The following is an 11230-nucleotide window of genomic DNA, read 5'->3' as shown; positions in this document are numbered from 1 at the left end:
GGGAACGCAACGCCAGATCCTGCGCCGACTTCCGGCGGCGAACCCACCGCTCCAACTGCTCACGCTCTTCTCCCGAGAGGGTCACCTCGGGCAGAACAGGTCCGCGTCGCGACATACTCCCATTCTAAAAACTAGAAATGAATTAACGACGCGACACACTAGGGCCGCTCCACAGCGGTGTCGTCGCCCTCGTCCAGCCACTCCGGCTCCACCTCGCCGAGCCCGGCGGCCCGTGCGATCGCGGTCTCCCGCCACGAGGTGAGTTCCGCGAGCGCCAGGTGCGGCTGGTCGGTGGAGAACGACGCCCGCGCTGCGTCGACGAGGGCCTGTGCGCATTCGACCCGCCCGCCCTCCGACAACGCGAGCATCCACGGGAACGCACGAGACATCCGCTCGGGGAGAGGGCCTTCGTCGTCGACTGCCACACCGATGAGCTGTGCGGCGAACTCCAGCAGCCGGGCACGGCCCTCCGCCTCGCGTTGCGACATGAGTACGAGAGGAGCCCCGTCGCGCCGGGTGACCGTCACTGGATGGTCCTCGGCCTCGGCGAACACCTCGGCGGAGTGCTTGCTCAGGTCCGAGGACCGGCGCGTGGTGGTGCGGAGCGCAGTCGTGGTCATGCCGCCATGATATTCGGAACTTGTTCGGAAGTCCATTTCGGGCACCACGATCAGCCGGCGACGACAAAGGCTTGAGGTTGCCCGGCATATCGGCGCACCACGCGCGCTGCGGGACGTGCTACCAACGACTTGTCAGCAACCTCATCCTTGCCTGCTCACACTGCCCTCGCCTTGGAACGAACCGGCTGGTCAGAGGCTCGGCCAGCGATGGGCGCTGCTTAGGGAGCGTCAGTGCACCGACGTTCGCGTGACTACTCGCTGCTTCGGAACCATCTACACTGGTCGCCTTCCAACGGGCGGTGCGCGCGACGGACCGAACGCGATTGCCCTTCATCGCCCAGGTCGAACACACACCGTCGAACTCGGCGTCACCCGGTCCACACGTTGACCCAGCGCCGATCCGCGGGCACAAGCGCCCCCTCGATCGCGCTGTCGAACGTCGCGAGCTTCGTGTCGTTGGACGCCGCCAGATTGACGAGCTGGAGATCGGTCACCTGTCGACGCCCCATCAGCACGCGGGTGTCGATCGCAGGCGCGGCAAGCGAGCCCGCATCGGCGAGGAAGCTCCACCCCGGCACCCGACGCATCGCGTCCAGCTGCCCGAGTGCCTCGCCGCCGCTCACCTTCCGGCCCACGACCTGCTCAGTCAACAGCAGTCGAAGTAGCCCCGCCTCGGTGGCGGGGCACGTGCTCCAGGCATCCAGCTCGGCGAACCGTTCATGCGCGATCACGTGGTGAACATGCTGGTCCCAGGTCAGGGCGAGAAGCACGTTGACGTCAAGCAACATCGCCCGCGTCCGCCTCGTCATCGCGGTAGGAGGCCACCAGCTCGTCCGTCACTGGACGTCCGGGGACACCGGACAGCACAGGAAAGCCCGATGGCGCACTGCGCGGTGTGCGCGGAACCCTGAGCCCGGAGAGCGCGAGCTCGGAAACGGCCCTGCCCAGGGAGATGTGCTCGGCAGCCGCCTTCGCCCGGGCGGCACTGAGCACCACCGGATCGAGGTCAAGAGTGGTACGCATCAACACATCATAGCATCGGAACACCACGCAGAAGATGTCTGCTGAGGTCGGGCACGCTGGTCGCCTGGTGTCACTTGCTGCACGTCGCTTTCGCCCGTCGCCGCCGGGAGGTGCGGGAGGTAGTTGACGAGCGTCGACAGCAGAAGATCGCCCTGGTCGCCGCGGAGCTCGATGCGGGAGAAGGCGGACGGCCCGACGCCCAGCCCAGTACAACGAATAGTGCCAGCCTGCCGATGCCGTTCGCCGGCTACTGATGCGATGCAGTTAACAACTTGTCGACAGCCTGACCGTGGTGTGCGATGCGCATCATGCCACCGTCACTCCTGTGGGGAATCGGACCGCACCGGTCGCCGGCGGCCGGTACGCGGGGCGTGCGGGGTGGAGTCATCCTCGGATCCAGGCCGGTGCGGTGCGGGTCAACCACACGCATGATTGCGTCGAGCTGTATCGGCGGGCTCTGGAACGTTGGGAGGCTGCGCGTGGGTTGTGGCTGCAGTCGTACGCCGAGCGGGAGACGGCCCGGCGGGAGCAGGCCGCGTACCGCGAGCCGGTCGGGACCATCCGCGACGATGTCAGCGGCATCCTCGACGGTGACGCCGGGCCGCGGATCCTTGAGTGGATGCTCGCCGAGCACGACGCCGTCCCCTCGGACGCTCCCACGCCCGGTGCTTCTGGTGCGCGCGAGCCGCGTCGACCCGTGCTCTCGCGGCAGGAGGACCACGGCACTCTCGCCGAAGCCCACTGAGCCGACGCCGAACGCCGCGGTGAAGCGGTAGAGATTCGCCATGGTGAGAATGCGGTGATCCCCCGCGATCTGCTCGTCGCTGAAGTGTCGCCGAACCCGCGCGAACAGTTCGTCGGTGACCTCGACGGGAGGTCCGTGCAGCACGCGCATCCGATTGGCGACGCGCCCGCGAGCGACGGCGATCTCGACGCGCTGGTCGCGATCCTCGACCCGGATGCGGTGCTCCGCGCGTACGGGCGTCGGGAGACGCCCCAGCTGCGGGGGCGCAGAAGGTCGCCCGCGGAGCGATGCTGGCCCGGCCCTACGCGCCGTCTTCCGCCCGGCGTTGGTCAACGGGGCGGCCGGCGCGATCGCGTTCGAGGCGAGGTGCCGTCCGCGATCCTCGCCGTCACCGTCACCGTCACCGCCGTCGGGCCGTCGGCATCGACGTCTTCAACGATCCCGAGCTCACCCCGCGGCTGGTGCGGTGACGGACGTCGGGCGGCCCGGGGGATGGCGAGCCGTACCACGTGGATCGGACCGCCGAGCACGGTCGGTCTCAGTCGTACGTGACCTGCCAGTGCTTGATGCCGTTGAGCCATCCGGAGCGCAGACGCACCGGATCCTCGACCTGCGAGATGTCGGGCATCGCGTCGGCGATGGCCTGGAAGATCAGGTCGATCTCGAGCCGCGCCAGGTTGGCACCCACGCAGTAGTGCGTGCCGGTGCCGCCGAATCCCACGTGCGGGTTGGGGTCTCGCATGATGTCGAAGGTGAACGGGTCGGTGAAGGCGGACTCGTCGAAGTTGGCGGAGCTGTAGAACATCGCGACGCGCTGGCCCTTCTTGATCTGCGCGCCACCGAGTTCCGTGTCTTCGGTCGCCGTGCGCTGGAACGCGGTGACCGGTGTGGCCCACCGGACGATCTCGTCTGGGGCGGTACGCGGCCGCTTCTCCCGGTACAGCGCCCACTGCTCGGGGTTGTCGACGAATGCCTTCATGCCGTGCGTGATCGCGTTGCGGGTGGTCTCGTTGCCCGCCACGGCGAGCAGCAGCACGAAGAACGCGAACTCGTCGGATCCCAGTGCCTCGCCGTCGATATCGGCGTTGACCAGCGTGGTCACGATGTCGTCGACCGGACACTTGCGCTTCTCCTCGGCCATGTTCCAGGCATAGCCGACGAACTCGGTCATCGCGGTGAGGTACTCGCCGTCGTATTCGGGGTCGTCGTACGAGATCATCTGGTTGGACCAGTCGAACAGCTTCATGCGGTCCTCCTGCGGTACGCCGAGCAGCTCGGCGATCGCCTGCAGGGGCAGCTCGCACGCGACCTGCTGCACGAAATCGCCGCCGCCGCAACCCTTCGCGTCCGCGACGATCTTGGCGGCCCGTTCGGCCAACGCACCGCGGAGACTCTCGATCGCCTTCGGCGTGAATCCGCGCGAGACGATGCGGCGGCTCTTGGTGTGCTGCGGCGGGTCCATGTTGAGCAGCAACGAGCGCTGCATATCGATCTGCTCGCGGGTGATGTCGCCGTTGAATCGAACGATCGCGCCGTTCTCCCAGGAAGAGAACACCTTGGGGTTCTTCGAGACGGCCTTGACGTCGTCGAGGCGGGTCACCACCCAGTAGCCGCCGTCGTCGAACCCGCTGACGCCGGCAGGCTGTTCGTTCCACCACACCGGCGCGACGCCGCGCAGCTCGGCGAACTCCTCTATCGGCCGGCGCTTCGCCCACAGATCGGGGTCGGTGAAGTCGAAACCTCGGGGGAAGGACACCGTCATCGCGGCCACTCTCCTGACGTTGAGTGAAACAGGTTCTATCTCATTGAAGCATACCTGGGCCGATGCTGGCGACGTTCGGGGCCGCAATCGGTGCACCGGCGTATGACGTGCTGATATGAGTGATTTCGCGCCGCCCGCGGGCGCGTCGGATACGTGGACTCATTGCCGCGAGTGAGAACAGGCTCTAGTGTGGCGGAACGACCTCTAGGAGGATCCGCAGTGGGCAATCCTGTCATCATCGACGCCGTCCGCAGCCCGATCGGCAAACGTGCCGGGTGGCTGTCCGGGCTGCACCCGGCCGAGACGCTCGGCGCCACCATCGCCGCCCTTCTGGACCGCGCGGGCATCGACCCGGCTCTCGTCGAGCAGGCGATCGGCGGCAACGTCACGCAGGCCGGCGAGCAGGCGGGCAACATCACGCGGACCGCGTGGCTCGCCGCGGGGCTTCCCGAGACGACGGGCGCGACGACCATCGACGCCCAGTGCGGCTCAGCGCAGCAGGCGACCGGCCTCGTTGCGGGCCTGATCGCGATCGATGCCATCGACATCGGCGTGGCCTGCGGCGTGGAGGCGATGAGCCGCGTGCCGCTCGGTGCGAACCGCCCGCCGGGGCTCGGTGCGTCGCGTCCGCCGTCCTGGTCGATCGACATGCCCGACCAGTTCACCGCCGCTGAGCGGATCGCCGCTCGTCGGGGCCTGACCCGCGCAGACCTGGACGCATTCGCGGCCGACTCGCACGCCAAGGCGCTGCGCGCGTGGTCGGAGGGCCGGTTCGGCCGCGAGGTGGTGCCGCTGAAGGCGCCGGTCGTCGACGCCGGGACACCCACCGGCGAGGTGCGCACCGTCGACCGGGACCAGGGGCCGCGTGCCAGCACGCCCGAGTCACTCGCCAGACTGCGGCCGGTGGTGGAGGGCGGCATGCACACGGCCGGAAGCTCGTCGCAGGTGTCCGACGGTGCCGCGGCGATCCTGCTCGCAGACGCCGCCGCCGCGCTGCGCCTCGGCCTGCGCCCGCGGGCACGGATAGTCGCGCAGGCGCTGGTGGGCGCCGAGCCGTACTACCACCTCGACGGGCCCATCCAGGCGACCCGGCGGGCACTGGGCAAGGCGGGTATGAGTATTCGCGACATCGACCTGTTCGAGATCAACGAGGCGTTCGCGTCGGTCGTCCTGTCCTGGCAGCAGGTGATCGAGCCCGACCCGGAGCGGGTCAACGTCAACGGCGGTGCGATCGCGCTCGGCCACCCCGTCGGATCGACCGGCGCGCGCCTGCTCACGACCGCTCTGCACGAGCTCGAGCGCACCGGCGCCGCCACGGCGTTGATCACCATGTGCGCGGGTGGCGCGATGGCCACCGCCACCGTCATCGAGAGGATCTGACCATGCGCGTCGCCGTCACCGGGGCCGCGGGCTTCGTCGGGACCAATCTGATCGAACGGCTGGTGGCAGACGGTGCGGACGTGGTCGCCGTCGACCGGGTCCGCGGGCACGGTTCGGCGACGGGGCGCGTGCGCTGGGTGGCGGCCGACGTCCTCGACCGGGAGTCGATGCGCGACGCCTTGCGTGGGGTCGACACCGTCTTCCACCTGGTCGCGGCCATCACGCTCCGGATGCGCGACGACCGTGCGTGGAACCTCAACACCCGCGGCGTGGCGACGGTGTCGCGCGCCGCGCTCGATGTGGGCGTGCGCCGCCTCGTGCACCTCAGCTCGGTGCACGCCTTCGACCAGGACCGGGCCAAGGTGATGAGCGAGACCACGGCGCGGTCGGACCGTCCCGAGATCCCCGTGTACGACCGATCGAAGTGGGCCGGCGAGCAGGAGCTGGCGAAGGTGGTGGACGACGGACTGGACGCGACCGTCTGCAACCCGACGGGGATCTGGGGGCCGTCCGACTACGGTGCGCCGATGTCGCGGCTCAACGGTCTCGCGCGGTCGGCGGCAGCGGGGCGCGTGCCCGTGTTCATCGGGCGCGCGGGGTTCGATCTGGTGGACGTGCGGGACGTCGTGTCGGGGCTGGTGGCGGCGGCTGAGCGCGGCCGGACCGGCCACAACTATCTACTGGGTGGCGAGTACCGCCCGCTGATCGACTTCATGCGCCTGAGCGCCGCCGCGGCCGGCCGGCACGGTCCGTTCGTGGGGCTGCCGCTCTCCGCGCTGAAGGCCGCGATGCCGGTGCTGGAGCCGATCGGCGCGCGATTCGACTCGGACATCGTGTCGAAGGCCGCGATCGGACCGCTGCTCGCCTCCCCCATCGTCGACTGCTCGAAGGCGCGGCGGGAGCTCGGCTACCGGCCGCGTCCGATGGAGGAGACCGCACGCGACCTGGTGGCGTTCCTCGACCGCGCGGGTCGGTTGAGCGCCTGAGCCGTTCCGCGGAACGCTCCGAGGGTGATCAGGGGTCACGACGTCGTGACCACATAGGTCGTGTTCCCGACGGTGGCGCGGGTCTGGTTGGTCGGGTCGGCCACGCCAACGTTCGAGTAGTTCGCGTGGTCGACCCACATCCCGAGGATCAGTCGTCCCTGGTCTGCCGACGACATCGCGGGCCAGTCGTCCCAGTTGGACCAGCCGTCCCAGCGGCGGGAGATATCGAGAACCGTGTAGGCCGTGGTGTCGGGTGTCGGCTGCAGCGCTACGCCGTCGAGGGTCTCACCGCCCGGCCTGCCGCCGAGTCGGCGCTGGGGATTGCCGAGCAGGATGAACGACAGCTGCGACGGTGACGGGGCGCCCGCCGTCCCGGCGTAGGTCTGCAGCCACACGGATGCGACCTGCGCGCCGCGTGACCATCCCAGCACCACTTTGGGACCGGGCGTGGCCGTGAGCGCCGTATTCAGTGCCGCAGCGTCGGCTTGCAGTCCGGCCCAGGTCAGGTTCGACGATTCGGCCACCCGCTGCTGCACGCGCCCGGCGGCGGTCGCAAAACCCTGCAGCACGGTCGCCATGAGGTTGGTGAGCGAGTCGGTTCCGAGATCGAGCGGTTCGAGCGTCAGCACCGTGGTCGCCGTCGACGGTGCCTGCACGTAGCCGCGATGCGGCACCGCAGCGTATGAGGGTTGGGCAGCCAGGGCTGCCCATACCGCGATCCAGATGACGACCGCCCAGGATCTGTAGGTTCGCACCCGGCGATGGTATCCCGAGTAGCTCTAAAAGACGCAGTGCCGCAACGTATTTGCTATACGTATTGGAGATATCGTCGGTGGTGGATCGATGTGGACGTTTCGGTGTTGAAACGATCGTACAAATATCGAGTTGGACTTGATCGCCATTGGTGGTTGCCGAAAGTCGAGATCAAGAATATCGCTCGCCTACAGCCAGTCGTCGCCGACCGGCCAGGTGAGGAACGCGTCCAGCGACATCCCGGCGGGCACCGCCTCGCCGCGGTCGGGGAGGGTGCCGGTGTAGCGACCCCGGAAGAACAGTAGCGGTCGATCCGCCTGCGGCGCACTGAGTTCCATGACCCGCCCCACCACCACGTGGTGGTCGCCACCGTCGTGCACCGCCTGGACGGCGCAGTCGATCCAGCCCAGCGCGCCGGGCAGGATCGGTGCGCCGGATGATGCTGGGCGCCAATCTATTCCGGCGAACTTGTCGGCTCCCGGCGCCCCGAACCTGGTGCTCACATCACGCTGGTCCTCGGCCAGCACGTTGACGACGAACCGGCCCGCACGCTCGATCTCCGGCCACGCCCGGGAGCGCTTGCCCGGGCAGAAGAGGACCAGCGGCGGGTCGAGCGACAGCGCCGAGAACGACTGACACGCGAACCCGACGGGGCCGCCGTCCCCCACCGCGGTGACGACGGTGACGCCGGTGCAGAAGTGCCCCAGCATCGTCCGGAACGCGCGGGGATCGATCGCCCCGACCCGCGTACCGGCCTGCGGCGATGCGTCGGAGGTCCCGGGGGCGACGGCCTCGTCGGTGGTCACCGACCGGCCCCCGACTCGCCCGCGTGCCCCGCCACCCGGTCGGCGGCCTGCTCCGCGGCCCGGGCCGCCTCGCGCAGGCCCACGGTGAAGTCGTGGCCCCAGAGGCTCACCGCCGTCGACTCCCGGGCGATCCACGTCTCGTCGTCGACCTCTCTTCCCTCGCAGCCGAATTCGAGGTCGAAGCCGCCGGGTGTCTTCATGTAGAACGACAGCATCAGGTCGTTGACGTGCCGGCCGAGCGTCGCGGACATCGGCACCTTGCGCCGCAGAGCGCGGTCGAGACACAGGCCCACATCGTCGGAGTTCTCCACCTCCACCATCAGGTGCACGATGCCGGTGGGAGTGGGCATCGGGAGGAACGCGAGGCTGTGGTGGCGCGGGTTGCACCCGAAGAACCGCAGCCACGCCGGGGCACCGTCGGCCGGCCGGCCCACCATCTGCGGCGGCAGGCGCATCGAATCCCGCAACCGGAAGCCGAGCACGTCGCGGTAGAAGTGCAGCGCAACAGCGTCGTCCGGCGTCGACAGCACCACGTGCCCCAGGCCCTGCTCCCCCGTGACGAAACCGTGCCCGTACGGGCTCACCACCCGCCGGTGCTGCAGAGCCACGCCGTGGAACGCCTCGAGCCGCGACCCGGCCGGGTCGTGGAAGACGATCAGCCCGTCGACGCGCCGCTCGGCGCGCTCGTCGGGCGTGCCCTCGCGGTAGTCGACGCCGTGCTCGGTGAGGCGGGTGCGCAGGTCGTCGAGCGCGCCCTCGGTGGCCATCTCCCACCCCGACGCCTGCAGGTGGTCGCGGTGCGACGGCACGATCACCAGGCGGGCGGGGAAGTCGTCCATGCGCAGGTACAGCGCACCATCGGGTGCCGACGGCGGCGGTGTCCCCTCCACCATGCCCAGCACCTTGAGCCCGAACTCGCGCCACGCCGAGACGTCGGTCGCTTCGATGCGCAGGTATCCCAGTGAGCGGATCCCCGCCTCGCCCTCTCGTCCCATGTCAGCTCCTCGCGGCACCGTCGGACAGGAAATCCGTGGTGAGCCTGTTGAACTCGTCGAACTTCTCGAGCTGCGCCCAGTGCCCGCACCCACCGAACACGTGCAGCTGCGCGCGCGGGATGGTCTTGAGCGCGACGAGCGCGCCGTCGAGGGGGTTGACCCGGTCCTCTCGGCCCCAGATCAGCAGCACCCGCTGCCGGAGCCGATACGCCTCGCGCCACAGCATGCCCTGCTCGTAGTCGGGCCCCGAGAACGAGCGGCCCATCGCCTGGAACGCCGCGACGGCCTCGGGGTCGACGGCGAGCCGGAAGCGCTCGTCGATCAGCTGGTCGGTGATCAGCTTCTGGTCGCACACCATGATCCGTAGGAACGCCTCGAGCCGCTCTCGGCTAGGGGATCGGTAGAACTCGCCGAGCCGCCGGATGCCCTCGGTAGGGTCCGGCGCGAAGGTGTTCAGGCTCAGGCCACCCGGGCCCATGAGGACCAGCCGGCCGGCGCGGTCCGGGTGGTCGAGCGCGAACCGCACGGCCGTCCCGCCGCCCAGCGAGTTCCCCACCAGGTGCACACGACCGGTGATGCCGAGCGTGTCGAGTAGCCCGATCAGGGCGGTGGCGCTGTGCGCGAAGTACTGCGGATGCTCGGTGGGCTTGTCGGAGCGGCCGAAGCCCGGCTGGTCGACCGCGAGCACGTGGAAGCTGCGCGCGAACACCGGGACGTTGCGCCCGAAGTTGCTCCACGCCGAGACCCCCGGCCCACTCCCGTGCAGAAGGACGACGGTGTCGTCGTGCTCGGTGCCCGCCTCGTGGTAGTGCAGCCGAAGCCCGCCGGGGATGCTCGCGAACGCGCCCTCAGCGACATCGGCGGTGGCCGCCTGGATGCCGGTCACGCTCAGACCATCCCGTCGGTGACGGGCAGGCCGAACTCACCGGTGCCGAACATCTTGTAGGCCCGCTCCGGGTCGTTCGCGGCGTGCACCCGGCCGGCGTGCGCGTCGCGCCAGAACCGCTGTATCGGGGTCCCCACCTGAAGCGCGCGGCCGCCGGAGTTCTCGAACATCCGGTCCACGGCGAAGATCGCGCGCTCGGTGCCACGCACCTGGTCGCGGCGTACCTTGAGGCGCTTGGCGAACGGGATCTTCTCGCCCGCGCAGGCCAGCGCGTAGAGGTCGGCGATGTTGGTGGTCAGCTGCAGCCACGCCGCATCGATCTCGCTGGCGGCCTCCGCGACGCGCACCATGGCGAACGGGTCCTCCTTGGTGTTCTCGCCGGCGTAGGCCGCGCGGACCCGCTTGCGCTGGTGCTCGACGTGGGCGTCGTAGGCGCCCTGCGCCATCCCGATGATCGGTGCGGTGATCGTCGACGGGTGCACCGAACCGAACGGGAGCCGATACAGCGGCCCGGTGTTGACCTCCTGGCCGGGGCCCTGACACCGCGACACCGGCTGGAAGCTGAGTGCGCGGTGGGCGGGCACGAAGGCGTCCTCGACGATGATGTCGTTGCTGCCGGTGCCGCAGAGCCCCACGGTGTGCCACACGTCCTCGATCGTGTAGTCGCCCAACGGGACCAGATAGGTCAGGAAGTCGACGGGTTTGCCGTCGGAGAACGCCGGCCCGCCGAGCAGCGCCCATGTCGCGTGATCGCATCCGGAGGAGAAGCTCCAGTGGCCCGAGAGTCGATAGCCACCGTCGACCACCTCCGAGCGGCCCATCGGGGCATACGACGACGACACCAGGGTGTCAGGGTCCTCGCCCCACACCTCGCGCTGGGCGCGGTCGCTGAACAGCGCCACGTTCCACGGGTGCACGCCGATGATCGACGACACCCAGCCGGTGGACCCGCACGCGCTCGCGATGTCACGCACCGCCGTGTAGAAGTCGACGGGGTCGGCCTCGAAGCCGCCGTAGCGGCGGGGCTGGAGCAGTCGGAAGAACCCGGCCTGCTGCAGCGCCTTGACCGATGCCTCGGGGATGCGTCGTGCGTCCTCCGTCTCCTGGGCCCGTTCGCGCAAGGTGGGGAGCAACTCCGCCACCTCGCCGAGGACTCCCGCCACCGCCTGATCGCTGGTCATCGCGCGCCTTCCCACGTTGCCGGGCCGCCGGATTCCGCGGCCTGTGACGCAATGGTAGAACACGTTCTTGTTTTGTGGGGCGATTGTCGTGCG

Annotated in this window: 12 protein-coding genes and 1 pseudogene; 4 read left to right on the top strand and 9 right to left on the bottom strand. The window is 69.4% G+C overall.

The window, feature by feature from the left end; genetic code table 11:
- Positions 1-158: 158 nt before the first annotated feature.
- The 3 genes from ABD908_RS18225 to ABD908_RS18215 form a co-directional block, all read right to left on the bottom strand.
- Positions 159-620 carry a prevent-host-death protein gene (locus ABD908_RS18225; protein WP_344998540.1) on the bottom strand — a complete coding sequence of 154 codons (462 nt, stop codon included), beginning with the start codon at positions 618-620 and terminating at the stop codon, positions 159-161.
- A gap of 368 nt (positions 621-988) precedes the next feature.
- Positions 989-1408 (bottom strand): TA system VapC family ribonuclease toxin, encoded by a 420-nt coding sequence (locus ABD908_RS18220; RefSeq protein ID WP_344998538.1) that lies wholly within the window; start codon positions 1406-1408, stop codon positions 989-991.
- The gene (locus ABD908_RS18215) at positions 1398-1643 is read right to left on the bottom strand and encodes a hypothetical protein (protein WP_344998536.1); all 246 of its coding nucleotides are present in this window, start codon (positions 1641-1643) and stop codon (positions 1398-1400) included. Before ABD908_RS18215 ends, ABD908_RS18220 begins: the two co-directional genes overlap by 11 nt.
- Before the next feature lie 110 nt (positions 1644-1753).
- On the opposite strand from ABD908_RS18215, the gene ABD908_RS18210 reads away from it, so the two are divergent.
- Together ABD908_RS18210 and ABD908_RS18205 are read left to right on the top strand one after the other, a co-directional pair.
- Positions 1754-1897, top strand: coding sequence for a hypothetical protein (locus ABD908_RS18210; RefSeq protein WP_344998534.1), 144 nt, complete (start codon positions 1754-1756; stop codon positions 1895-1897).
- A gap of 71 nt (positions 1898-1968) precedes the next feature.
- Complete coding sequence (locus tag ABD908_RS18205) at positions 1969-2388, top strand: hypothetical protein (RefSeq protein WP_344998532.1); 420 nt, start codon at positions 1969-1971, stop codon at positions 2386-2388.
- A 538-nt stretch (positions 2389-2926) separates the two neighbouring features.
- On the opposite strand, the gene ABD908_RS18200 is transcribed toward ABD908_RS18205, so the two are convergent.
- Positions 2927-4150: a cytochrome P450 gene (locus ABD908_RS18200; protein WP_344998530.1), complete on the bottom strand. Its 1224-nt coding sequence runs from the start codon at positions 4148-4150 to the stop codon at positions 2927-2929.
- Between the two features lie 219 nt (positions 4151-4369).
- Here ABD908_RS18200 and ABD908_RS18195 point away from each other — a divergent pair, with 219 nt between their 5' ends.
- Together ABD908_RS18195 and ABD908_RS18190 are read left to right on the top strand one after the other, a co-directional pair.
- Positions 4370-5530, top strand: coding sequence for a steroid 3-ketoacyl-CoA thiolase (locus ABD908_RS18195; protein WP_344998528.1), 1161 nt, complete (start codon positions 4370-4372; stop codon positions 5528-5530).
- Positions 5531-5532: 2 nt separating this feature from the next.
- Positions 5533-6516, top strand: coding sequence for an NAD-dependent epimerase/dehydratase family protein (locus tag ABD908_RS18190; RefSeq protein ID WP_344998526.1), 984 nt, complete (start codon positions 5533-5535; stop codon positions 6514-6516).
- Between the two features lie 35 nt (positions 6517-6551).
- On the opposite strand, the gene ABD908_RS18185 is transcribed toward ABD908_RS18190, so the two are convergent.
- The 5 genes and pseudogenes from ABD908_RS18185 to hsaA all read right to left on the bottom strand — a co-directional run bounded on the left by ABD908_RS18185 (position 6552) and on the right by hsaA (position 11137).
- Positions 6552-7271 (bottom strand): PE-PPE domain-containing protein, encoded by a 720-nt coding sequence (locus ABD908_RS18185; RefSeq protein WP_344998524.1) that lies wholly within the window; start codon positions 7269-7271, stop codon positions 6552-6554.
- Positions 7272-7457: 186 nt separating this feature from the next.
- Positions 7458-8075 carry a 3-hydroxy-9,10-secoandrosta-1,3,5(10)-triene-9,17-dione monooxygenase reductase subunit gene (hsaB, locus tag ABD908_RS18180; RefSeq protein WP_385920818.1) on the bottom strand — a complete coding sequence of 206 codons (618 nt, stop codon included), beginning with the start codon at positions 8073-8075 and terminating at the stop codon, positions 7458-7460.
- A 71-nt stretch (positions 8076-8146) separates the two neighbouring features.
- A pseudogene (hsaC, locus tag ABD908_RS18175) lies at positions 8147-9070 on the bottom strand (iron-dependent extradiol dioxygenase HsaC); the annotation flags it as partial.
- 1 nt (position 9071) lies between these two features.
- The gene (hsaD, locus tag ABD908_RS18170; RefSeq protein WP_344998547.1) at positions 9072-9947 is read right to left on the bottom strand and encodes a 4,5:9,10-diseco-3-hydroxy-5,9,17-trioxoandrosta-1(10),2-diene-4-oate hydrolase; all 876 of its coding nucleotides are present in this window, start codon (positions 9945-9947) and stop codon (positions 9072-9074) included.
- Positions 9948-9958: 11 nt separating this feature from the next.
- Positions 9959-11137 (bottom strand): 3-hydroxy-9,10-secoandrosta-1,3,5(10)-triene-9,17-dione monooxygenase oxygenase subunit, encoded by a 1179-nt coding sequence (gene hsaA / locus ABD908_RS18165; protein WP_344998522.1) that lies wholly within the window; start codon positions 11135-11137, stop codon positions 9959-9961.
- Positions 11138-11230: the final 93 nt, after the last annotated feature.

Origin of the sequence: Tsukamurella soli (genome assembly GCF_039541155.1) — a bacterium.
Lineage (GTDB): Bacteria > Actinomycetota > Actinomycetes > Mycobacteriales > Mycobacteriaceae > Tsukamurella > Tsukamurella soli.
The sequence above is the reverse complement of the archived record's forward strand: the minus strand, read 5'-3'. Positions and strand labels throughout refer to the sequence as shown.